The 23,110-nt window shown below is 64.5% G+C and carries 21 protein-coding genes; 10 read left to right on the forward strand and 11 right to left on the reverse strand.

What is annotated here, in order from left to right; genetic code table 11:
* Nucleotides 1-18 precede the first annotated feature (18 nt).
* From serB to hutI, 5 genes are all read right to left on the reverse strand, one after another.
* On the reverse strand, nt 19-897 hold the full coding sequence (gene serB / locus AC2FMM_RS07210) for a phosphoserine phosphatase SerB (protein WP_496796184.1): 879 nt from the start codon (nt 895-897) through the stop codon (nt 19-21).
* A 72-nt stretch (nt 898-969) separates the two neighbouring features.
* Entirely contained in the window at nt 970-2,652 is a 1,683-nt protein-coding gene (gene hutU / locus AC2FMM_RS07215) for a urocanate hydratase (RefSeq protein ID WP_496796185.1), read from the reverse strand.
* Complete coding sequence (gene hutG / locus AC2FMM_RS07220) at nt 2,649-3,464, reverse strand: N-formylglutamate deformylase (protein ID WP_496796186.1); 816 nt, start codon at nt 3,462-3,464, stop codon at nt 2,649-2,651. The genes hutU and hutG overlap by 4 nt, the downstream gene beginning before the upstream one ends.
* Nucleotides 3,461-4,999 (reverse strand): histidine ammonia-lyase, encoded by a 1,539-nt coding sequence (gene hutH / locus AC2FMM_RS07225; RefSeq protein ID WP_496796187.1) that lies wholly within the window; start codon nt 4,997-4,999, stop codon nt 3,461-3,463. Before hutH ends, hutG begins: the two co-directional genes overlap by 4 nt.
* Before the next feature lie 2 nt (nt 5,000-5,001).
* On the reverse strand, nt 5,002-6,201 hold the full coding sequence (gene hutI, locus AC2FMM_RS07230; RefSeq protein ID WP_496796188.1) for an imidazolonepropionase: 1,200 nt from the start codon (nt 6,199-6,201) through the stop codon (nt 5,002-5,004).
* Nucleotides 6,202-6,282: 81 nt separating this feature from the next.
* On the opposite strand from hutI, the gene AC2FMM_RS07235 reads away from it, so the two are divergent.
* From AC2FMM_RS07235 to AC2FMM_RS07245, 3 genes are all read left to right on the forward strand, one after another.
* Complete coding sequence (locus AC2FMM_RS07235; protein ID WP_496796189.1) at nt 6,283-7,644, forward strand: formimidoylglutamate deiminase; 1,362 nt, start codon at nt 6,283-6,285, stop codon at nt 7,642-7,644.
* A 28-nt stretch (nt 7,645-7,672) separates the two neighbouring features.
* Nucleotides 7,673-8,377: a histidine utilization transcriptional repressor HutC gene (hutC, locus tag AC2FMM_RS07240; protein ID WP_496688571.1), complete on the forward strand. Its 705-nt coding sequence runs from the start codon at nt 7,673-7,675 to the stop codon at nt 8,375-8,377.
* An 88-nt stretch (nt 8,378-8,465) separates the two neighbouring features.
* Nucleotides 8,466-9,983, forward strand: a complete 1,518-nt coding sequence (locus AC2FMM_RS07245; RefSeq protein WP_496796190.1) for a malonate--CoA ligase — start codon at nt 8,466-8,468, stop codon at nt 9,981-9,983.
* On the opposite strand, the gene AC2FMM_RS07250 is transcribed toward AC2FMM_RS07245, so the two are convergent.
* The 5 genes from AC2FMM_RS07250 to AC2FMM_RS07270 all read right to left on the reverse strand — a co-directional run bounded on the left by AC2FMM_RS07250 (nt 9,871) and on the right by AC2FMM_RS07270 (nt 15,594).
* On the reverse strand, nt 9,871-10,608 hold the full coding sequence (locus AC2FMM_RS07250; RefSeq protein WP_496796191.1) for a metallophosphoesterase: 738 nt from the start codon (nt 10,606-10,608) through the stop codon (nt 9,871-9,873). The genes AC2FMM_RS07245 and AC2FMM_RS07250 overlap by 113 nt on opposite strands.
* Nucleotides 10,609-10,768: 160 nt before the next feature.
* The gene (gene serA / locus AC2FMM_RS07255; protein WP_496680671.1) at nt 10,769-12,364 is read right to left on the reverse strand and encodes a phosphoglycerate dehydrogenase; all 1,596 of its coding nucleotides are present in this window, start codon (nt 12,362-12,364) and stop codon (nt 10,769-10,771) included.
* A 68-nt stretch (nt 12,365-12,432) separates the two neighbouring features.
* Nucleotides 12,433-13,587: a phosphoserine transaminase gene (locus AC2FMM_RS07260; protein WP_496796192.1), complete on the reverse strand. Its 1,155-nt coding sequence runs from the start codon at nt 13,585-13,587 to the stop codon at nt 12,433-12,435.
* A 182-nt stretch (nt 13,588-13,769) separates the two neighbouring features.
* Nucleotides 13,770-14,870, reverse strand: coding sequence for a Gfo/Idh/MocA family protein (locus tag AC2FMM_RS07265; RefSeq protein ID WP_496743397.1), 1,101 nt, complete (start codon nt 14,868-14,870; stop codon nt 13,770-13,772).
* A 13-nt stretch (nt 14,871-14,883) separates the two neighbouring features.
* Nucleotides 14,884-15,594 carry a GntR family transcriptional regulator gene (locus tag AC2FMM_RS07270; RefSeq protein ID WP_496796193.1) on the reverse strand — a complete coding sequence of 237 codons (711 nt, stop codon included), beginning with the start codon at nt 15,592-15,594 and terminating at the stop codon, nt 14,884-14,886.
* Between the two features lie 104 nt (nt 15,595-15,698).
* Here AC2FMM_RS07270 and AC2FMM_RS07275 point away from each other — a divergent pair, with 104 nt between their 5' ends.
* The 6 genes from AC2FMM_RS07275 to AC2FMM_RS07300 are packed head-to-tail and all read left to right on the forward strand — an operon-like array spanning nt 15,699 to nt 21,275.
* Nucleotides 15,699-16,853 carry an LLM class flavin-dependent oxidoreductase gene (locus AC2FMM_RS07275; RefSeq protein ID WP_093964187.1) on the forward strand — a complete coding sequence of 385 codons (1,155 nt, stop codon included), beginning with the start codon at nt 15,699-15,701 and terminating at the stop codon, nt 16,851-16,853.
* Complete coding sequence (locus tag AC2FMM_RS07280; protein ID WP_496796194.1) at nt 16,853-17,743, forward strand: aldo/keto reductase; 891 nt, start codon at nt 16,853-16,855, stop codon at nt 17,741-17,743. The genes AC2FMM_RS07275 and AC2FMM_RS07280 overlap by 1 nt, the downstream gene beginning before the upstream one ends.
* The gene (locus tag AC2FMM_RS07285; protein ID WP_496680661.1) at nt 17,740-18,258 is read left to right on the forward strand and encodes a flavin reductase family protein; all 519 of its coding nucleotides are present in this window, start codon (nt 17,740-17,742) and stop codon (nt 18,256-18,258) included. Before AC2FMM_RS07280 ends, AC2FMM_RS07285 begins: the two co-directional genes overlap by 4 nt.
* Before the next feature lie 52 nt (nt 18,259-18,310).
* Complete coding sequence (locus AC2FMM_RS07290) at nt 18,311-18,898, forward strand: TRAP transporter small permease (RefSeq protein WP_496796195.1); 588 nt, start codon at nt 18,311-18,313, stop codon at nt 18,896-18,898.
* The gene (locus AC2FMM_RS07295) at nt 18,899-20,188 is read left to right on the forward strand and encodes a TRAP transporter large permease (RefSeq protein ID WP_093964183.1); all 1,290 of its coding nucleotides are present in this window, start codon (nt 18,899-18,901) and stop codon (nt 20,186-20,188) included.
* Nucleotides 20,189-20,213: 25 nt separating this feature from the next.
* Complete coding sequence (locus AC2FMM_RS07300) at nt 20,214-21,275, forward strand: TRAP transporter substrate-binding protein (protein WP_496796196.1); 1,062 nt, start codon at nt 20,214-20,216, stop codon at nt 21,273-21,275.
* 40 nt (nt 21,276-21,315) lie between these two features.
* Here the strand turns inward: AC2FMM_RS07300 and AC2FMM_RS07305 are convergent, their stop codons facing one another.
* Nucleotides 21,316-21,786 (reverse strand): tetratricopeptide repeat protein, encoded by a 471-nt coding sequence (locus AC2FMM_RS07305; protein ID WP_496680654.1) that lies wholly within the window; start codon nt 21,784-21,786, stop codon nt 21,316-21,318.
* 6 nt (nt 21,787-21,792) lie between these two features.
* On the opposite strand from AC2FMM_RS07305, the gene AC2FMM_RS07310 reads away from it, so the two are divergent.
* Complete coding sequence (locus AC2FMM_RS07310; RefSeq protein WP_496796197.1) at nt 21,793-23,073, forward strand: cytochrome-c peroxidase; 1,281 nt, start codon at nt 21,793-21,795, stop codon at nt 23,071-23,073.
* Nucleotides 23,074-23,110 lie beyond the last annotated feature (37 nt).

Here is a 23,110-nt window from a genome sequence, read left to right on the forward strand (position 1 = left end):
AAACCCGAAACCGTCGGATCAGCCCTGCGCAAAATCCGATCGGGCATATCCCTGCAGATACAGCAGCGAGGTCAGGTCGCCATGGTTGATGCGCACGTCGCATTGCGCGGCGACCGAGGGTTTGGCGTGCAGGGCCACCCCCGTCCCGGCACGCTCCAGCATGCCCAGATCATTCGCCCCGTCGCCCACGGCGATCACCTCGGCCTCGGAAATTTTCAGCCGGGCCGAGATCTGTTCCAGCGCCTCAACTTTGGCCTGACGGCCCAGGATCGGGCGCTGCACGTCACCTGTCAGCTTGCCGTCCTCCGCCAGCAGCGTGTTGGCGCGGTTCTCATCAAAGCTCAGCAGCTCGGCCACGCGGGCCGTGAACGCGGTGAACCCGCCCGAGACCAGCGCGGCATAGCCGCCATTGGCCCGCATCGTAGCAACCAGTTCTCGGCCGCCCGGCATCAGGGTGATGCGCTGGTTCAGCACCCGGTCGATCACCGACACGTCCAGCCCCTTCAGCAGGCCCACCCGCTCGGTCAGCGCGCCTTCGAAATCCAGTTCGCCATTCATGGCGCGGGCAGTGATGGCCTTGACCCGCTCGCCCACCCCGGCCTCGTCGGCCAGTTCGTCGATGCATTCCTGCTGGATCATCGTGCTGTCCATATCGGCCAACAGCATCTTCTTGCGGCGGCCCTCGGCCAGCTGCACCACCAGATCGACGCCCAGTTTCTGCAGGTCGGCCCAGACATCCCAGCGGTTGGCTGGAACCGCCGGCAGGGCGAATTCGGCCGCTTCGTCGGGGCTCAGCCACTGGATGTCGCCCCCACCCCAGGCATTGCGCAACGCGTCGATCAGCGCCCCGTCCAGCGACGGCGTCTTGGGGTTGGTCAACAGGGTGGCAACGTACATCTTGATCCTCCGGCAGCCTGCCCTGCGCATATCGCAGGCGCAGCATTTCCGCCAGAGGCCAATTCCGCGCCGCTAACCCAGAATGCCCGGCAGGCGTAGACTGTGTTCGCGGGCGCAGTCCTTGGCGATGTCATAACCCGCATCCGCATGGCGCCACACGCCCGAGGCCGGGTCGTTCCACAACACCCGCTCCAGCCGCCGCGCGGCGTCCTCGGTGCCGTCGGCGCAGATCACCACGCCCGCGTGCTGGCTGAAGCCCATGCCAACCCCGCCGCCGTGATGCAGCGACACCCAGGTCGCGCCGCTGGCGGTGTTGATCAATGCGTTCAGCAGCGGCCAGTCCGACACGGCGTCGGACCCGTCCAGCATCGCCTCGGTTTCGCGGTTGGGGCTGGCGACCGAGCCGCTGTCCAGGTGATCTCGGCCGATGACGACCGGTGCGCTCAGCTCTCCATTCGCGACCATCTCGTTGAAGGCCAGCCCGGCCCGGTGCCGGTCGCCCAGCCCGATCCAGCAGATCCGCGCGGGCAGACCCTGAAACGCGATCCGGTCACGGGCCATGTCCAGCCAACGATGCAGATGCTCGTTCTCGGGGAACAGCTCCTTCATCTTGGCATCGGTCTTGTAGATATCCTCGGGGTCGCCCGACAGCGCGCACCAGCGGAACGGGCCGATGCCACGGCAGAAAAGCGGGCGGATATAGGCCGGGACGAATCCGGGAAAGGCAAAGGCGTTCTCCAGCCCCTCGTCCTGCGCCACCTGCCGGATGTTGTTGCCGTAGTCCAGCGTCGGCACGCCCGCGTTCCAGAAATCGACCATCGCCGCGACATGCTGCTTCATCGAGGCGCGCGCGGCCTTTTCCACCGCTTTAGGGTCTGTTTCCCGCTTTTCGCGCCACTGCGCCAGAGTCCAGCCCAGCGGCAGATACCCGTTGATCGGGTCGTGGGCGCTGGTCTGGTCGGTCACGATGTCGGGGCGCATCCCGCCCGCGGCCATGCGGCGGTAAATCTCAGGGAAGATCTCGGCCGCATTGCCCAGCAGACCCACGGATTTCGCCTCGCCCGCCTTGGTCCAGCGGTCGATCATGGCGAGCGCCTCGTCCAGCGTTTCGGCCTTCTCATCCAGGTATTTGGTGCGCAGACGGAAATCGATGCTGTCGGGGTTGCATTCCACCGCCAGACAGCAGGCCCCGGCGAAGACTGCCGCCAGGGGCTGTGCCCCGCCCATGCCGCCCAGCCCCCCGGTCAGGATCCATCGCCCGGTCAAGTCGCCGCCATAGTGCTGGCGCCCGGCCTCGGCGAAGGTTTCATAGGTGCCCTGAACGATGCCCTGCGTGCCGATATAGATCCACGACCCGGCCGTCATCTGGCCGTACATCATCAGGCCCTTCCGATCCAAATCGTTAAAGTGGTCCCAGGTCGCCCAATGCGGCACGAGGTTGGAATTGGCGATCAGAACCCGCGGCGCGTCCTTGTGCGTTCGGATGATCGCCACCGGCTTGCCGGACTGCACGATCAGGGTCTCGTCGGCCTCGAGATCCTTCAAACTGGCCACAATAGTGTCGAAATCTTTCCAGGTTCGCGCCGCACGGCCGATGCCGCCATAGACTACCAATTCGTGCGGGTTTTCGGCAACGTCGGGGTGGAGGTTGTTCATCAGCATCCTCAACGGGGCCTCGGTCAGCCAGCTTTTGGCATTCAGGTCCGGTCCGGTCGGTGGAAAGACGTCACGGGTGTTCTTGCGCGGGTCACTCATTTCGGGGCTCCTTTTTCGGCCAGTGCGCCCGACAAGGCCAAGGCACGCAGGCGGTCAAGCATCTCTTGCAGGTGCGGGCGCAGGCGTTCAGCCCGGTCCGCGCGCCAGGTCCAGGGCGGGGTCTCGTCCATATAGGCGCGTTGGGCGATCTCCATCTGGATCGCATGTATGCCCTTGTCCGGGCGGCCATAGTGCCGGGTGGTCCAACCGCCCTTGAATCGGCCGTTCGGCACCGCGGTACAGCCCGACGCCTGAGCCACGGCATCCACCACCTGCGCGACCTCGGGTGCGCAGGTGGTGCCGTCATTGGTGCCCGTGTTGAACACCGGCAACTCTCCGTCGAACAGGAAGGGGATCAGGGACCGGATCGAGTGGCAGTCGAACAGGATCACCACGCCATGCCTGACCCGCACCCGCTCCAATTCTTCCTGCAACGCGGCGTGATAGGGAGCGTGGAACTTTTCGCGCCTCTCCTCGATTTCATCTTCCGACGGTTCCTGTCCTTCCAGCCATATGGGTTGCCCGTCGAAATCGGTCAGCGGCACCAGGGTCGTCGTGTTCTGCCCCGGATAGAGCGACACGCCCGCCGGATCGCGATTGGCGTCGATCACATAGCGGTGCACGCGGGACTGAACCACCGTCGCATCGCTCAAGAGCCCTTGATAGAGCCTGTTTATGTGCCAATCCGTGTCGGCCAACGCCCGGCCGGTCTGGTTCAGGCGCGCATGGATCTCCTCGGGCACGAAGGTTCTGCCATGCGGTTGGCCCAGCACGATCGGGCTCTGCCCTTGCTGCACCTCGACCACGATCATGCCGTCACCTCCGGGAGCGGTACGCCCAGCGCCTCCAGGATCGCGCCGCTGGCCACAAGATCCTTGGCCTGTTCCAGTTCCGGGGCCAGGTACCGGTCCTCGGCCAAAGGCGGGATGTCGGCGCGCAGCCGCGCAATCACCCGCTGCAAGGGCGCGCTGGTGACCAGCGGGGCGCGGAACTCGACGCCCTGAGCGGCGCAGAGCAGCTCGATCCCCAGAATGTGGTTGAGGTTTTCCACCATACGCGTCAAACGCCGCGCACCGTGGGCGGCCATCGAGACGTGATCTTCCTGGTTGGCCGAGGTGGGCGTGCTGTCGGTGACGCACGGGTTGGCCAGATGCTTGTTTTCGCTCATCAGCGCGGCGGTCGTGACCTCGGCGATCATGAAGCCCGAATTCAGACCCGGGTCGGGGGTCAGGAATGGCGGCAGGTCGAAGCTGAGCGTCGGATCCACCATCAAGGCGATCCGGCGCTGCGCGATGGCACCGATCTCGGACAAGGCCAGTGCGATCATGTCGGCGGCAAACCCCACCGGTTCGGCGTGAAAATTGCCGCCCGAGACGATCATGTCGGGATCGGACAGCACCAGCGGGTTGTCGGTGGCCGCGTTGGCCTCGGTCTGCAAGGTCGCGGCGGCCTGCCGGATTACGTCGATCGCGGCACCGGTGACCTGCGGCTGACAGCGGATGCAATACGGGTCCTGCACGCGACTGTCACCCTCGCGATGGCTTTCACGGATTTCCGACCCCTGCAACACGGCGCGCATGGCGCTGGCGGCCTCGATCTGGCCGCGATGACCGCGCAGAGCGTGAATCTCGGGTTGCAGCGGCGCGGTGGACCCCATGATGGCATCGGTCGAAACGGCCGAAACGACCAGCGCGTTCTGCGCCGCGCGCCAGCCTTCGAACAGACCCGCCAAGGCGTAGGCTGTCGAAAACTGGGTGCCGTTGATGAAGGCCAGGCCCTCTTTCGGCCCCAGCTGAACAGGCTCTAACCCGGCCTTTTTCGAGGCTTGGGCGCCCGGCATGACCGTGCCGTCCAGCTCGGCTTCGCCTTCGCCGATGACCACCGCCGTCATGTGGGCCAGCGGCGCCAGATCACCCGAGGCCCCCACCGAGCCCTGCGCCGGGATCACCGGGGTCACGCCACGGGCGAGCATTTGTTGCAGCAGGTCCACCAGCGCCCACCGCACACCGGATGCGCCGCGCCCGAAGGACAACAGCTTGAGCGCCATCATCAGGCGCGCCAAGCGCCGCGGCACCGCCGGGCCAACCCCGCAGCAATGGCTAAGGATCAGGTTGCGCTGCAGCGCCGAGGTGTCCTTGGCTGCGATCTTGAGGCTGGCCAGCTTGCCGAAACCGGTATTCACGCCATAGACGGGCTGGTCACCGGCGGCGGCCTCGGCGATGCGAGCGGCGGCGGCCTCGACAGCCGGGCGACAGCAATGATCCAGAACCACCGGCGTTTCGTTCCAGTAGATGTCCGCCAGTTGGGCCAGCGAGACCTGCCCCGGAACCAAGGTCAGAGCGCTCATGCCTACCCTCCGAAAATGCGTGCGTGCAGCGGGTTGAACCCGATCCGATAGGCCAGCTCGGCCGGGTGAGAGACGTCCCACACAGCCAGATCCGCCCGCTGGCCAGGCGCAATCGTACCGGCATCGGCCAGCCCAAGCGCGCGGGCGGCATTGCGGGTGACCCCGGCTAATGCCTCGGCCGGGGTCATGCCAAACAGGGTGCAGCCCATGTTCATCGACAGCAGCAGCGACGTCAGCGGCGAGGACCCCGGATTGCAATCGGTGGCCAGGGCCATCGGCACCCCGGCCTTGCGGAACAGGTCGATCGGCGGGGCCTGCGTTTCCCGCAGCGTGTAGAACGCGCTGGGCAGCAGAACCGCAGTCGTTCCGGCCTCGGCCATGGCGTCCACCCCTGCGGCGTCCACATATTCGAGATGATCGGCCGACAGGGCGCCGTAGGACGCCGCCAGCCGGGCCCCGCCCAGATTCGACAATTGCTCGGCATGCAGCTTGACCGGCAGCCCCAGCTCACGCGCGGCGTCGAACACCCGCGCGATCTGAGCCGTATCGAAGGCGATTCCCTCGCAGAACCCGTCGACCGCGTCGACCAGCCCCTCGGCATGGGCCGCACGCAGGGTCGGGATGCAGACCGTGTCGATATAGGAATCCGCGCGCCCGGTGAATTCGGGCGGGATCGCATGCGCGCCCAGAAAGCTGGTCATTACCCGAACCGGGCGCAGCTGCGGGATCTGACGGGCCACGCGCAACATGCGCAGCTCCGCTTCTGGCTCCAGACCATAACCCGACTTGATCTCGATGCAGGTCACCCCTTCGGCGATCATGGCATCGACGCGGGGCAAGGCGGTGTCCAGCAACTCCTGCTGGCTGGCCGCGCGAGTGGCCGCCACCGTGGACAGGATACCGCCACCGGCCCGGGCGATATCGGCGTAAGAGGCACCGTTCAGACGCATCTCGAACTCGGCGGCGCGATTGCCGCCAAACACGACATGGGTGTGCGGGTCGATCAGGCCCGGCGTGATCAGGCGATCCCGGTAATCAATGACCGGGCCGGCCTGTCGCGCCAAGGGGTCCTGCCAAGAACCCACCCAGTCTATCCGGTCGCCGTTCAGCACGATGACGGCATCCTCGATCAGGCCATAGGGCGACGCGCCTTCGGCCATGGTCGCAACGTGCTGACAGCGGAGGACAGTTTTTTCGGCCATGGCGATTCTTTTGGACTCCCGTTGCAGTTGGATTTTTCGTATACGGGTAAAAATCTAAAGTCTACACAAATTGAACGCAGTATGATGATACACGCAAAAACCGCTTTGTTAGGCTCTAATTGGGTTCCGAACCTGCGGGTGGAAATCACCGAAGGGCGGATTGCCGGGCTGCAGGCCAACGTCCCGCCCGCGCCCGGTGATACATGCGTCGATCTCTTGCTGCCGGCCCTGTCGAACCTGCACAGCCACAGCTTTCAACGCGCCATGGCCGGGATGACCGAGACCCGGACCGCTGGCCGGGAAAGCTTCTGGAGCTGGCGGCAGCTGATGTACCGGTTTCTGGAGAACCTGACGCCTAGGCATATCGAGGCCATCGCCGCCCTGACCTTCCTTGAGATGCAGGAGGCCGGATATGCTGCGGTCGGCGAGTTCCACTATGTCCATCACCAACCCGGCGGCGCGCCCTATGCCGATCTGTCCGAACTGAGTCAGCGCATCTTTGCCGCCGCGCAGCAGACGGGGATCGGGCTGACCCATCTGCCGGTGCTCTATACCTTTGGCGGAGTCCGGCAAGAGGCTTTGACCGGCGGGCAAATGCGGTTCGGCAACGATCTGGTCCGCTATCTGGACCTGCTCGACGCGACCCGGGACCGGGCCCGACAGGCCCCGGCCGACACCGTTGTCGGCATCGCCCCGCATTCGCTGCGGGCCACCCGCCCCGGCGACCTTTGCGCCCTGATCGACAACGTCCCGGACGGCCCTGTTCACATCCACATCGCCGAGCAGGTGAAAGAGGTTCAGGACGTGCAGGCCGCTTTGGGCAGCCGTCCGGTGGAGTGGTTGCTGAACACCCTGCCGGTCGATGACCGCTGGTGCCTCGTCCACGCCACCCATATGACGCCCGGCGAAACCCGGGTCCTAGCACGGTCGGGCGCCGTGGCGGGGCTGTGCCCAATCACCGAGGCCAATCTGGGCGACGGTATTTTCGAAGGTCCGACCTTTGTTGGTGAGAACGGGAGGTTCGGGGTTGGATCAGACTCTAACATTCGGATTTCGCTGCCCGAGGAACTGCGGACCCTCGAATATTCGCAACGCCTACGCGACCGCACGCGGGCGGTTCTGGTGCGGGGCGAAGGCTCGGTCGGGCATGCACTGTATACAGGTGCGGCCCAAGGCGGCGCGCAGGCGCTTGGGCGCGACGCCGGCGAAATCGCCCCAGGCAAGCTGGCCGATCTGGTGGCCATCGACCGCGCGCACCCGACCCTGTGCGCACTGCGAGACGACCAACTGCTGGACGGGCTGTGTTTCGCGGCCCCCGACGGGCTGGTAACCGATCTGTGGTCGGCCGGCCGCCACATGGTCCGCGCCGGGCGCCACGTCGCGCGCGACACGATCATCCCCGCCTATCGCCGGGCCATTGCCGATCTGCTGTCCCGGGTCTAATCAACTCCAACACCAAGCCGAGCGCCCTATGACCCAAAGCCCCGAGACCACCAGCTACAAGGACATCAAACAGACCGTGCTAGGCCGCATCCGTTCCGGCGAATGGCGGCCCGACACACTGCTGCCCAACGAAGAGGAACTGGCGGTCGAGTTTTCCTGCACCCGCACCACGGTGAACCGCGCGCTGCGCGAACTGGCCGAGGAGGGTTTCCTGGAACGCCGCCGCAAGGCGGGCACCCGCGTGTCCAGCGCCCCGCAGCGGCAGGCCCGCTTTACCATCCCGCTGGTACGCGACGAGGTCGAGGCCATGGGCGGCACCTATCGGTATGCACTGGTCTCAGCGCTGACTGAGACCGCGCCAGAATGGCTGGGGGCGCGGCTGGCGCTTACACCGGGGCAGCGCGTGGTGCATGTGCGCTGCATGCACTATTCCGGCAACACCCCCTTTCAGTTCGAGGACCGCTGGATCGTCATCGACAGCGTGCCGCAGGTCGAACAGGCCGATTTCTCCGCCATCGGCCCGAATGAATGGCTGGTGCAGACGGTCCCCTTCACCAATGTCGAACTGTCCTTTCTGGCCAGCCGGGCCGACGCCACGCTGGCCGGTTTTCTGGACGTGACCGAAGGCGAGCCGGTCTTTACCGCCGAACGCATCACATGGCTGCAGGGCGCACCTGTGACGCTGGCCAAGATGTATTTTGCCGCTGGCTATCGCATGACCACCCGGCTCTGATGCAAAAAGGCCCACAACAGGGTCTTTACCAGCGGCGCAATCCGATACAGGGTCCGGATCGGCAGCACCGCAATCAGGAGGACCCGAAATGGCCAACCCGCTTTATGATCGTCTGTTCGGCATCCATGCGGGCAAAGACACGCCGTTTCTGCATCTTCCGGACGGCCGTACGCTGACCCATGCCGCGTTTCTGGACATGGCGGCGCGGGTGGCCAATGCGCTGACGGGGCTGGGGCTGGAACCGGGCGACCGGGTGGCGGTTCAGGTCCACAAATCGCCCGAGGCGCTGGCGCTGTATGCGGCCTGCGTTCAAGCCGGGCTGATCTTTCTGCCGCTGAACACCGCCTATACCGGCGCCGAGCTGAGCTATTTCATCGATAACAGCGGCGCTGCGCTGGTGGTCTGCGATGCGGGTACGCTGTCCGAACTGGAGCCCATTGCCCACAGCCATGGCGCGCGGGTCGAAACGCTGAACGCCGACGGCTCGGGCAGCCTGATGCGGCGCGCGCTGGGGATGCTGCCGGCGTTTGAACCGGTGCGCCGCACTTCGGACGATCTGGCCGCGTTTCTCTATACCTCGGGCACTACCGGGCGGTCCAAGGGCGCCATGCTGACGCAGGCGAACCTGCTTTCGAACGCCGAAACGCTGGTGCAGGAGTGGCGCTTCACCGCGGATGACGTGTTGCTGCACGCGCTGCCGATCTTTCACACCCATGGCCTGTTCGTGGCCACCAATGTCATGCTGTCGGCCGGCGGGTCGATGATCTTTCTGCCGGGCTTCGATCTGGACGACATCCTTCGCCTGATGCCCAAGGCCACCTCGATGATGGGAGTGCCGACCTTCTATACTCGCCTCCTGAACGACGACCGATTCACCGGGGATCTGGCCCAACACATGCGGCTGTTCATTTCCGGCTCGGCGCCGTTGCTGGCCGAAACCCACACGCGGTTCGAGCAACGCACCGGCCACCGGATCCTGGAACGCTATGGCATGACCGAGACCAACATGAACACCTCGAACCCCTATGACGGCGAGCGCCGCGCCGGGACGGTGGGCTTTCCGCTGCCGGGGGTCGAGTTGAAGATCACCAACCCCGAAACGGGCGATCCGCTGCCGCAGGGCGAGATCGGCATGATCGAGGTGCGCGGCCCGAACGTGTTCAAGGGCTATTGGCAGATGCCCGAGAAAACCGCCGCCGAGCTGCGCGAGGACGGGTTCTTCATCACCGGTGATCTGGGCCGCATCGACGCTGACGGCTATGTGCATATCGTCGGGCGCGGCAAAGACCTGATCATCTCGGGCGGCTACAACATCTATCCCAAGGAAATCGAGCTGGTTCTGGATGAACAGCCCGGCGTGCTGGAAAGCGCAGTGATCGGCGTGCCGCACCCGGATTTCGGGGAAACCGTTCTGGGCATACTGGTGCCCGAGGCCGAAGCGGCACCGGATCTGGGTGCGATCATGGATGCGGTGAGCCAAAGCCTTGCCCGTTTCAAACATCCCCGCAAGCTGATCCTGCTGGACGAATTGCCCCGCAATACGATGGGCAAGGTGCAGAAAAACGTTCTGCGCGAGACCTACAAGGACATGTTCGCGGGCGGCTGATCAGGGGCGCAGCGGCACGCGCCCGGCTTCGGTCAGCAGCCAGCAGTCGCGCCCCCCGAACACGGCGACCCCCGGTTTGGCGGCCATAGCCCGCGCCGATGTCCAGGTTGATGCGGTTCCTGTAATTTGTGGGGTGGTCCACCACCGTGTGGCCATGCACGATCAGCTTGGGGTTCGGGGTCTGACGGGCGTGAAAGCTCTGACGGAGCCAAACCAGATCATCCTCGGCCTGCGCGCTCAGCGGCACGCCCGGCCGGATGCCGGCATAGACAAAAGCAAGCTCGGGGGTCTGGTGCTTCCGCACCAGGTCGCGCAGAAATGCCTTGTGCGCAGCCGGCACCGCCGCGTGAGCCGCGCGATGCACATTCTGCAGCCGGATGCGATCTTCGAATTCGACACCATAGCTGCGCAGGGTTTCGGTTCCGCCCAGCCGCGCGTGCAGCAAGTGGTAGCCGACTAGAAGATGCGGATCATGGCACAGCTCATCCTGCAAAAGCCACGCGAACATCAATTCATGGTTGCCCAGCAGCAAGACCCAGTTTCGCCCCGCGTCGCGCCCGGCAATCAGCCGGTCCAGCAGACCCCTGCTGTCGGGGCCCCGATCGACGTAGTCGCCCAGAAACACGATCCGCGCATCGCGTCCGCCATCCTGCTCGATCAGGGACAGGGCGCGGTCATGCCGATGTCTCCGTTCCGGGCCGGGTTGGATTTGCGGGCCTTTGCAACGACAACGCCTGCACCGGGCGGGTGCAGGCGTCAATCGCTTTCATCCGGGTCTTGCCAGATCAGATCACGTCGAACTCCAGCGGCTTGATCTGGGTGAACAGCCCGGTTTCAGCCAGCTTGGCGCGGGCTTCAGCCGGAACCGGCTCGTCAACATACAGCAGCGCGATCGCCTCGCCACCCGCCTGGGCGCGGCCCAAGGTAAAGTTGGCGATGTTCACGCCATGCTCGCCCATGGTCTTCCCCAGGGTGCCGATGATGCCCGGCACGTCCTCGTTGGTGGTGTAGAGCATGTGCGCGCCGACCTCGGCATCAATGTTGATGCCCTTGATCTGGATGAAGCGCGGCTTGCCGTCGCTGAACACGGTACCCCCGATCGAGCGTTCGCGCTTGTCGGTCACCACGGTCACTTTGATATAGCCCTCGAAGGCGCCCGACTTGTCCTGATTGGTGGTCGAGATCTTGATGCCACGCTCTTTGGCCACGACCGGGGCCGAGACCATGTTCACCTCGGGGTTCGAGCGCTTCATGATCCCCGCTACCACCGCGCAGTTCAGCGCCGCCAGGTTCATCTGCGCCGCCACGCCGTCATACAGGATGTTGATTGCCTTGATCGGCTCGTCGGTCATCTGGCCGATGAAGCTGCCCAGATGGCCGGCCAGCTTGATCCAAGGCCCCATGACCTTGGCCTCTTCGGCGGTGACGCTGGGCATGTTCAGCGCATTCTCGACCGCGCCGGTCAGCAGATAGTTCGAGATCTGCTCGGCCACCTGCAGCGCCACGTTTTCCTGCGCTTCGGTGGTCGCCGCGCCCAGATGCGGGGTGCAGACCACGTTGGGCAGGTCGAACAGCGGGTTTTCCTTGGCAGGCTCTTCGCTGAACACGTCGAAGGCTGCTCCCGCGACATGGCCGGATTTGATCAGTTCGGCCAGCGCCTCTTCGTCGACCAGACCGCCGCGGGCGCAGTTGATGATGCGCACGCCCTTCTTGGTCTTGGCCAGATTCTCGCGGCTGAGGATGTTGCGGGTCTGGTCGGTCAGCGGCACGTGCAGGGTGATGAAATCGGCCCGCGCCAGCAGCTCGTCCAGCTCGACCTTTTCCACGCCCATCTTGTCGGCCTTCTCCTGGCCCAGATAGGGGTCATAGGCGATGACCTTCATCTTCAGGCCATGCGCCCGGTCACAGACGATGCCGCCGATATTGCCGGCACCGATCACGCCCAGCGTCTTGTTGGTCAGCTCGACCCCCATGAATTTGGACTTTTCCCACTTGCCCGCATGGGTGCTGGCATTGGCCTCGGGGATTTGACGCGCCACGGCGAACATCATCGCGATGGCGTGCTCGGCGGTGGTGATCATGTTGCCGAACGGCGTGTTCATCACGATCACGCCCTTTTTCGAGGCGGCTTCCTTGTCGATATTGTCGGTGCCGATGCCGGCGCGGCCGATCACCTTCAGCTTGTCGGCCTTTTCCAGGATCTTCTCGGTGACCTTGGTGGCGGAGCGGATGGCCAGGCCGTCATAGTTGCCGATGATCTCGGCCAGCTTTTCCTTGTCCTTGCCCACGTCGGGCATGAAATCCACGTCGATGCCGCGGTCACGGAAGATCTGAACCGCGGTTTCGCTGAGCTTGTCGGATACGAGTACTTTGGGGGCCATGTGCGTGGTCCTTGAATGGAATGATAACTCCGGGCCGGACACGGCCCGGATCTTGTAAGGGAAAGGGGTCAGGCGGCTTCGGCCTGGGCTGCGATCTCGGTCTCGAACGCCCATTTCAGCCAGGGTAGCATCGCCTGGATGTCGGACGTCTCGACCGTGCCGCCGCACCAGATGCGCAGCCCGGCCGGCGCATCGCGATACGCGCCGATGTCCAGCGCCACGTTCTCGGCCTCCAGCCGCTTGGCGACCGCCTTGGCAAAGCTGGCGCCGTCGCGAATGCGCGGATCGGTGAATTTCAGGCAGACGCTGGTGTTCGACCGGGTAGCCGGGTCCTCGGCCAGGTTGTCGATCCAGTCGTTCTGGTCGCAGAATTCGAAAATCGCCTGCGCATTGGCATCGGCGCGGGCGATCAGGCCCTGCAGCCCGCCGACCGAGCGGGCCCAATCCAGCGCGAAAAGGTAATCCTCGACCGCAAGCATCGACGGCGTGTTGATGGTTGCGCCGGTAAAGATGCCCTCGATTAGCTTGCCGCCCTTGGTCAGGCGGAAGATCTTCGGCAGCGGCCACGCAGGGGTATAGCTTTCCAACCGCTCGACCGCGCGGGGGCTGAGGATCAGCATGCCATGCGCGGCCTCGCCGCCCAGAACTTTCTGCCAGCTGAAGGTGGTGACATCCAGCTTGTCCCAAGGCAGGTCCATCGCAAATGCGGCGCTGGTGGCGTCGCAGATGGTCAGGCCGGCGCGGTCATCGGCGATCCAGTCGCCATTCGGAACCCGCACGCCCGAGGTGGTCCCGTTCCAGGTAAAGACCACGTCATTGTTGAAATCGATGGTCGCCAGATCGACGATCTGCCCGTAATCGGCGGTTTTCACCTCGGCGTCGATCTTCAGCTGTTTGACCACGTCGGTGACCCAACCCGCGCCAAAGCTTTCCCAGGCCAGCATCTCGACCTTGCGTTCGCCCAGCAGCGACCAAAGCGCCATTTCCACCGCGCCGGTATCCGAGGCCGGAACGATGCCGATACGATAGTCGGCCGGAATGCCCAGCACTTCGCGCGTGCCTTCGATCGCCGCTTTCAGCTTGTCCTTGCCGATGGCGGCGCGGTGCGACCGGCCCAGCGCGGCACCGGCCAGCTTGTTCAGCTCGAATGTGGGGGGTTTGGCGCAGGGGCCCGAGGAAAAACGCGGATTGGCCGGCCGCGCTGCCGGTCGTTCGATGGTCATTGGTGTTACCCTTCCAGATATACGCCCCTCGTTGGGGAGGGGTGTCCCGCGGCCAGACCTAGGGGGCCGCAGATGGACGGGCAAGCGGAAAAGACGCTTTGAATATCAAAAACGACATGGACTGTGACGCCAAATCGGAACACAGGTTTCCGATCGGCGCATTTTGCACCCGCAGAAAGACCTCAGCGATCCAGCCAGATGGTTTCACCCGTGGCCAGAGATTGCTGTGCCGCCAGCCCCATGCGCACGGCCCACATGCCGTCGGTCAGGCTGACATCCGGGGCGTCGCGCTCACCGCGCACCAGCGCCAGAAAGCCCTGGTGCTGATAGAAGGTCGAGCCGTTGTGGTCGCCCGCCGCCAGCAGGCGCGGATCGACGGGAATGTCGCGGGCGATCGGACCTTTGGGGTCGCGCGGGCTGACGATCAGCTGCGGCACCGGCGGCTCGCCCAGATGTTCGGGCCAGAACCGGCCCGGCCCGGGGACCAGCGCCTCGATCTTGGCCTTGGGGCCGACGACCGAGATTTCCTCCTGATACCGCGCGCCCTCGGCGAACATGCAAAGTTCCAGCATCGCCCGCGCACCCGAGGCGAAATCGACGATGACATAGCCGTGGTCGAGGATGTCAGGTGTTTCGCCGTCATAGGTTTCGTCCAGATGGTTCACGGCCTGACCGCCGCTGGCGCTGATGCGCACTGGGTCGGATTGCAGGATCAGGCGCATCAGGTCGAAGAAATGACAGCATTTCTCGACGAAGGTGCCGCCCGTGTTGCGGTTGAACCGGTTCCAGTTGCCGACCTTTTCCAGGAACGGAAAGCGGTGTTCGCGGATGCTCAGCATCTTGACCCCGCCGCTGGTGTCCTGCGCCTCGGCGATCAGGGCGGCGATGGGCGGCATATAGCGGTACTCCATCGCCACCCAGATCGGACAGGGATAGCTGCGCTCGATCTCGGCCAGACGGGCCGCATCATCGGGGTTGGTGAACAGCGGCTTCTCCACCAACAGCGGCAAGGGACGCGTTTCGGCGATCTGGGCGATCTGATCCACATGCAGATGGTTGGGGCTGGCGATGACGAGGCAGTCCAGCGCCGCGACCGCCAGCAGGTCCTGCACCGAAGCCATCATCCGGGCCCCCGGCACAATCGCCTGCGCGGCGCGCGCCATCTCGGGGTCGGGCTCGAAAATGGCGGCCACTTGCGTGCCCTCCAGCAGGGCGATGTTGTGCAGGTGTTCCTGCCCCATCATGCCACATCCGATCAGCCCGTAATTGATGGTCCGGGTCATGCGCGTTTCCTCGTCATTTCAGTCGTTGGACGTAAGTTGCCCGGTCCGGGTCGAACCAGGTTTTCGAAAACTCGACGGGTTCAGGCCGTTCCGACCAGCTGAACCGCTCGATGTAACCGACGGTCTCGCCCGCCGGCCGGGTGAAGTTCGCAGGGGTCCAGTCGGGCAGCCGCCCGACCGAAACCCGATCCTCGGCGCGGGTGATCCAGAACCCAAGCTGCTGCTGGTAATAGCGATACAGCGAGTCCGACAGCAGCCGCCGGTCGATCAGACCGGCTGATTCGTCCAGCCAGATCTCCTCGACCGCGATGATTGTGTCATTCAGATAGCGCAACCGCCGGACGCGCGACCCGCGCCGTGAGGTGCCGAAATCGGGCAGGTCGGCGGGCTTGTCCAAGTGATCGACCGACAGGATGTCGGCGCGCGGCAGGCCGCCGCCCTCGGGCAGCTCCAGCCGGAACATGGCATAAACGCTGTTCTGGGTCCCGGTCTCGCGCACATAGTTGCCCGAGCCCTGGATCCGCTCGAGCATCCCCTTTTTTTCCAGCTCGGCGAGCGATTTTCGCAGCGTTCCGACCGAGACGTTCAGCTGCGCCGCCATGTCCCGCTCGGGCGGCAGACGCTCGCCGTCGATCAGCCGGCCGGCGGCGATGTCGCGGATCAGCAGCTCGGCGATCTGCACATAGATCGGCAGGGCGTTGGGGTTTCTGGTGGATGGGGGCACGCGGGCGCTTCACTTGGTCGCAGAAAAAATTGATACACTATTGATCTACATCAATGTGGTTGCTACGCAAGAGAAAAGTTGAGCCCGGCAGGAGAGAGAATCAGATGACGATCGTCCCCATCACATCCCCCGATCTGGATGCGGCCGAGGTTTCGTGGTTCGCGGCACTGTGCTCGGACGATTATCAGTTTCTCGGTGTGCCCGACGGCGATCTGCGCTCCAGCTGGGAACATTGCTCGGGCATCGTGAAAGAGGCCGAGGCGCAGGGCTTCCGCAACATCCTGTGCCCGTCCTCGTATCAGGTGGGGCAGGACACGCTGAGTTTCGTGGCCGGCTGCGCCCCGATCACAGAAAAGATCAACCTTTTGGCCGCCGTGCGCTGCGGCGAGATGCAGCCGATCATGCTGGCACGCACGATCGCGACGCTGGATCACATGCTGAAGGGGCGGCTGACGGTCAACATCATCTCGTCGGATTTTCCGGGCGAAAAGGCCGAGAGCAGCTATCGCTACCAGCGCTCGCGCGAGGTGGTCGAGATTTTGAAACAGGCCTGGACGCAGGATGAGATCAACTATCAGGGTCAGGTCTACAATTTCTCGGGCCTGACGACCGATCCGGCCAAACCCTATCAGACCGGCGGGCCGCTGCTGTATTTCGGGGGCTATTCTCCCGATGCGCTGAAGCTGTGCGGCCAGCATTGCGACGTCTATCTGATGTGGCCCGAAACCAAGGACCAGCTGGCCGAGCGGATGAAGGCCGTACACGCGGTGGCCGACGAATATGGCCGCACGCTGGACTATGGCCTGCGGGTACACATGATCGTGCGCGACACCGAGGCCGAGGCCAAGGAATATGCCGATTATATCGTGTCGAAACTGGATGACGAATACGGCCGCGCAATCCGCGAACGGGCGCTGGACGCCACCTCATTAGGTGTTTCGCATCAGGCCAGGAACCGCGAGCTGGCGGACAAATACGGCTATGTCGAGCCGGGCCTGTGGACGGGCGTCGGCCGGGCGCGGTCAGGCTGCGGCGCGGCGCTGGTGGGGTCGACAGACCAGGTGCTGTCGAAGATCGAAGAGTATCAGAAGATGGGCATCCGTGCCTTCATCTTCTCGGGCTATCCGCATATGGACGAGGCCCGCCATTTCGGCACCCGTGTGATGCCACATCTGAAAACCTGCTCCCTTCCCGAAGCCTATGGAAGGGTCCCTGCTGACACCCCGGCGACGCCGCTGGGCAACGGAGTTCGTCGTTGATGCAACGTATCAAGCTTTCTGACACCCTGGAGCTGAGCCGCCTTGTCTATGGCATGTGGCGGCTGGGCGATGACAGCGATACCTCGGCCGCGCATGTGGCGGCCAAGATCCACGCCTGTCTGGATCAGGGCATCACCAGTTTCGATCAGGCCGACATCTATGGCGACTATGGCGCCGAGGCGATTCTGGGCAGCGCCCTGCGCGCCAATCCCGGCCTGCGGGATCGGATGGAGATCGTCACCAAATGCGACATCGTCGCCCCCTGCGGGCGCTATGCGGATGCCAAGGTGAAATACTATGACACCTCGCGCGCGCACATCCTGAAATCGGTCGACACCTCGCTGCGGGAAATGGCGATCGACCATATCGACCTGCTGCTGATCCACCGCCCCGACCCGTTCATGGACCACCATGAAACCGGCGCTGCGCTGGACGAGGTCGTGGCCAGCGGCAAGGTCCGCGCGGTGGGCGTGTCGAATTTCCGCCCCTGGGACTGGCAGCTGCTGCAATCGGCCATGAAGACCCCGCTGGTGACCAACCAGATCGAGATTTCTCTGGGCGCGATCGCCCCGTTCACCAATGGCGATCTGGCGTTTCACCAGCAGCACGGCCACCCGGTGATGGCGTGGTCGCCGCTGGGCGGCGGAGCGCTGATGGCGGGCAATCCTCCGGTTGGCGTCGTCGCGGATGAGATCGGCGCGCAGTTCGGCGTCGACCGTGCCGCGGTGGCCGTGGCCTTCCTGCTGGCCCATCCGGCCGGCATCCTGCCGGTTCTGGGCACCAACAGCCTGGACCGCATCAAGCGCATCTCGGACGCCCTGAAAGTCAATCTGGATCGTGAAACCTGGTTCCGCCTCTACGAGGCGGCGCTGGGGCATGAGGTACCATGATGAACGCGTTTTCGAACGACATGGCGCGCACCTTCATTCCGCACAAGGACGACACCCGCACCCTGCGGGACGCTTTCGGCCGGTTCGCCACCGGCGTCACCGTCGTGACCTGCGACAGCCCCGACGGGCCGGTCTGCATCACGGCCAACAGCTTTTCCTCGCTGTCGCTGGACCCGCCATTGGTGATGTGGGCCGGAGACCGGAATTCGCGCCGGTTCCCCTATTTCCGCGCTGCCCGACATTTCAGCATTCACGTGCTGTCGGCCGACCAGGCCGAGCTGTGCTTTGGCTGCTCGAAAGACGCCTTTGCCCTGCGCGACATCGACCACGACCGCTGCGAAAACGGTACGCCGCTGCTGCGCGGATGCCTGGCGCGGTTCGAATGTGAACAACATGCGTATCACGATGCGGGCGATCACGTTATCGTGGTGGGCAAGGTCTTGCGAGCCAGCATGGCGGACGGAGACGCGCTGACCTTTTACGCCGGCAAGCTCGGCCAATTCGCGCACCAATAAGCGCGGGACACGGTCGCGGGCCAAACCCGCGGCCTGAACAGGGAGGATCCGCATGGGCGGATTGACATCGGTGCTTGCGCCGATTGCATTCGTGAACGAAACCGCGCTGCGTCTGGGCCGCGCGGTTGGCGTCGTTGCGATCGCCCTCATGGTGATCGCGATCCTGATTCAGGTGTTCTTCCGATACGTTCTGGGCAACGCCCTGCCCTGGCCCGACGAGGCGGCGCGGTTCAGCATGTTGTGGATGACCGGCCTGATGGCACCCACCGCCTTCCGGCGCGGCGGGTTCGTGGCCATCGACATGCTGGTCCGCTTTCTGCCGCGCGTACCCGGCCAGTTGCTGAACCTGTTTCTGCTGCTGCTCAGCCTGACGGTTCTGGTGGTCGCCGTGCGCATCGGCTGGTCCGAGGTCACGGGCTTTGGCGGGCGTTTCGCCACCGCCGCGCTGTACCTGCCCACCTCGTTGGGCTTTGACGAATGGTACCGGATCCCGCGCAGCTGGATGATGGCATCCCTTCTGGTGGGTGTGATCCTGCTGCTGTCGGTCAACATCGAACTGATCCTGCGCTCGATCATCACCATGCTTGGCGGCGGTGACCTGCTGCCCGAGATCCCCGAAGCCGCCGTGGGGGCCGAATAGATGCTGGTCTGGTTCCTGCCCGTCTTTCTGGTGTTTCTGCTGATCGGCCTGCCGGTCTTTTTCGCGCTGCTGGCCGCGCCCGGCCTGCTGCTGTGGCTGAACGGCCAGACCAACGACATCACACTGCTGTATCGCAACGTCTACAACGGGATGGACAGCTTTCCGTTGATGGCCATCCCCTTCTTCATGCTGGCCGGAGAGCTGATGAACCGCGGCGGCATCACCATCCGTCTGGTCGAGTTCAGCCAGGCCCTGATGGGGCACTTGCGCGGCGGGCTGGCGCATGTGAATGTGCTCAGCTCGATCCTGTTCGCGGGGCTGTCGGGCTCTGCGGTGGCCGATACCTCGGCGCTAGGATCGATGCTGATCCCGGCGATGGAGAAGCAGGGCTATACCCGCAAGTTTGCCGCAGCGATCACCGCAGCCAGTTCGGTCATCGGACCGATCATCCCGCCCTCGGGGATCATGATCATCTATGCCTATGTCATGGGCGAAAGCGTCGCGGCCCTGTTTCTGGCCGGCATCGTGCCGGGCGTCATGGTGGGCATCGGCCTGATGCTGATGATCAAAGTCATGGCCAACCGCTATGATTTCCCGGTGGCCAGCCGCAAATACACCTGGCCCGAACGCGGTCAGGCCAGCCTCAAGGCGTTTTTCCCGCTGATGACGCCGGTGATCATCCTGGGCGGCATCCTGGGCGGCATCTTCACCCCGACCGAGGCCGCCGCCGTTGCCGTGGGTTATGCCTTCATCATCGGGTTTTTCGTGCTGCGCACGCTGACCTTGAAAGAGGTGCCCGAAGTCCTCAGCAATGCGGGCATGACCTCGGCCGTGGTGCTGCTGCTGGTGGGGGCGGCGATGGCGTTCAAGACCGTGGTCAGCCTCAGCCACGCGCCCGAGCAACTGGCCGCGCTGATCCTCGGACTGTCGGAAAATCCGCTGATCCTGCTGTTCCTGATCAACCTGCTGCTGTTCGTCGTGGGCATGTTCCTGGATGCAGGCCCGGCGATCATCATCTTGGGTCCGATCCTGGGCCCGATCTTCACCAGCCTGGGGGTCGACCCGATCCATTTCGCCATCATCATGAGCGTCAACCTGACCGTTGGCCTGGCCACGCCGCCCATGGGGCTGGTGCTGTTCGTGGCCGCCGCCGTGTCACGCGAACGGGTAGAAACCATCGCCAAGGCGATCCTGCCGTTCCTGGCCGTCGAAATCGCAGTGATCTTCCTGATCACCTATGTCCCCGCAATATCCATGACGATCCCGCGTTTGACGGGATTTGCAAACTAGACTGAGTACCACAGGGAGGAAACGCATGCTCAGAACATTCTTCAAAACCACAGCACTGGCCACGTCGCTGGTGGCGGCCTCGGCGCTGGCGGCCTCGGCGGCCGACTACACGCTGCGCGCTACTGCCAACTCGAACGAAAACGACGAGGACTATGACGGCCTGGTCGTGTTCAAGAACTTCGTCGAGAACGCCTCGAACGGCGCGATCGAGGTCGAACTGTTCATCGGCACGCAGCTGTGCTCGAACGGCGCCGAATGCCTGCAGGGCGTGGCCGACGGCACCATCGACATCTACATCTCGACCTCGGGCGGGGCCTCGGGCATCTTCCCTTACGTGCAGGTTCTGGACCTGCCCTATCTGATGGCCGACGACCGCATCGCCGAGCGGGTACTGTCGGGTGATTTCACCCGCAAGATGCGCGAAATGGCGCTGGAAGATTCGGGCGGCGCGATCCGCCTGATGACCATCGGCAACACCGGCGGCTGGCGCAACTTCGCCAACACCAAGCGCCGCGTGACCCAGCCGTCCGACATGGACGGGCTGAAGATCCGCACCGTGGTCGCAGACCTGCCGCAGGAACTGGTCAAGGCCCTGGGCGCCTCGCCCACCCCTATCCCGTGGCCGGAACTGTTCACCAGCTTCCAGACCGGTGTGGTTGACGGCTCGAAGAACGGCATCACCGACATCATGGGCATGAAATTCCCCGATGCCGGCCTGCAATATGTCACGCTGGACGGGCACGCCTATATGGGCGCGCTGTGGTGGATGAACAACGCCAAGTTCCAGGAAATGCCCGAAGACCTGCGCCGTGTCGTCGTCGATGGGTTCTATGCGCTGCAGCAGGCCACCTTTGCCTCGCCCAAGCGCAAGTCGATCCAGGCCTACGAGGATTTCGTGGCCGGTGGCGGCGACCTGTACGTGCCGACCCCCGAAGAAAAAGAGGCGTTCAAGCAGGCCGCGACCCCGGTCTATGACTGGTTCCAGCAGAACGTCGCGCGCGGGGACGAGATCTATGCCGCGCTGACCGCTGCCGTGACCGAGGCCGAGGCCGAGATCAACGCGGAACGCGCCGCCGACCTGAACTGATGCGGTTCGGGCCGGGGTGTCGCATCATCCCGGCCCGCCCTTACCGAAAGGGGTACATCCACCCCTTGTAGTCATTGACCAGCACATGGGCCTTTTCGATCTGTTCGGGCGTCATCTTTTTGACCACCTCTTCCAGGCTGATCGCCGCATCGGGGTCGCCGCCGATGGCGCTGAGCGTATACCACATGTAGGCCCGCACCAGATCGGGCGCAGGCAGGCCCAGGCCCAGCTCGTAATACCATCCGACACCCGATTGCGCGCCCGGATGCCCCTTCATCGAGGCACGCAGATACCATTCGAACGCGCGCTCGTAGTCCTGCTTAACCCCAAGGCCAAGGCCGTACATCACGCCGATCAGCTCCTCGGCCTCGGCGTTGCCCGACCGGGCCGCCGGCAGAAGCTGTTCGCGCGCGGCGGCAAACTTGCCCGCCTCCATCAGGTCGCGGGCCTGTTCCAGTTCGGCCCAAACGGGCGTGGCGGCAAGACAAAGGGCAAGCACAAGCTGGCGCATGGTGCGGTGGGTCTCCTGTTGTGCGGGGCGGCCTGGGCGCAGGACCTGCCCGCGCCACTGACCGATGACGACTTTCTGTTCTTTGATAGGGAACAGGCCGCGATCGGTCACCAGCTATTTTATGACCCGATCCTGTCGGGCAACCGCAACATCAGCTGCGCCCATTGCCACCACCCCGATTTCGGCACCTCCGATGGCCTGTCGCTTGGCATCGGCGAGGGCGGCGAGGGTCTTGGCCCCGACCGCACACCCGGCACCGGGGCGGACCGCATCCGCAAACGCATCCCGCGCAACGCGCCGGGCCTATGGAACTTGGGCGCGCGCGACATCCACACGATGTTTCATGACGGGCGGCTCAGCCTGTCGGACGTCTATGGCAACGGGTTCAACTCGCCCGCGCAGGAATGGCTGCCCGAAGGGCTGAACTCGCTGCTGGCCGCGCAGGCGCTGTTTCCGCTGACCGCTCAGTTCGAAATGGCCGGGAACGTGGCCGAGAACGAGGTCACCGGCGCCGTGCATGACCGGATCGACAAGGGCTGGCCGATTCTGGCCAAGCGGGTGCGGACCGACCCCAAATACGGCCCGGCGATGGTGGCCGCCTTTGACGACGTGGACAGCACCGAGGACATAACCATCACCCATGTCGCCAACGCTCTGGCCGCTTTCATGGCCATCGAATGGCGCAGCACCGACAGCCCGTTCGACCAGTACCTGGCCGGAGACGAGACCGCCCTGACCCCCGATCAGAAGGCCGGGATGCGGCTGTTCTACGGCAAGGCGCGGTGCGCCACCTGCCATTCGGGGCCGCTGCTGTCGGATCAGAAATTCCACGCGCTGGCCCTGCCGCCATTCGGCCCGGGCCGCACCCGGCAATGGGACGCCTATGCCCGCGACGTGGGCCGCATGGGCGAAAGCGACCGGCTGGAGGACGCCTACCGGTTCCGCACGCCCATGCTGCGCAACGTGGCGCTGACCGCACCCTATGGCCACAACGGCGCCTTTCCCGACCTCGAAGGGATCATCCGCCATCACCTGAACCCGGCAACCAGCCTGTCGCGCTGGACAACCGATCAGGCCGCGCTGCCCAAGGCGCTGTGGCTGGAACAGACCGATTTCATCGTCTGGCAGGACCGGTTCGAGATGGCGCGCCAACGCGCCAAGGTCGACATCACGCCAGTTGCTCTGAGCGACGATGAGATCGCGCAACTGGTGGTGTTCCTGCACGCCCTGACCGGGATGAGCGTGGACGCGCCGCCCTTTGGCGTGCCCGCGGACTTCAAGCCCTAGGAAAAACCCCCGCCGGATCGGGCGGGGGTTTCAGGTT

The organism is Ruegeria sp. BHSC043 (assembly GCF_059612985.1).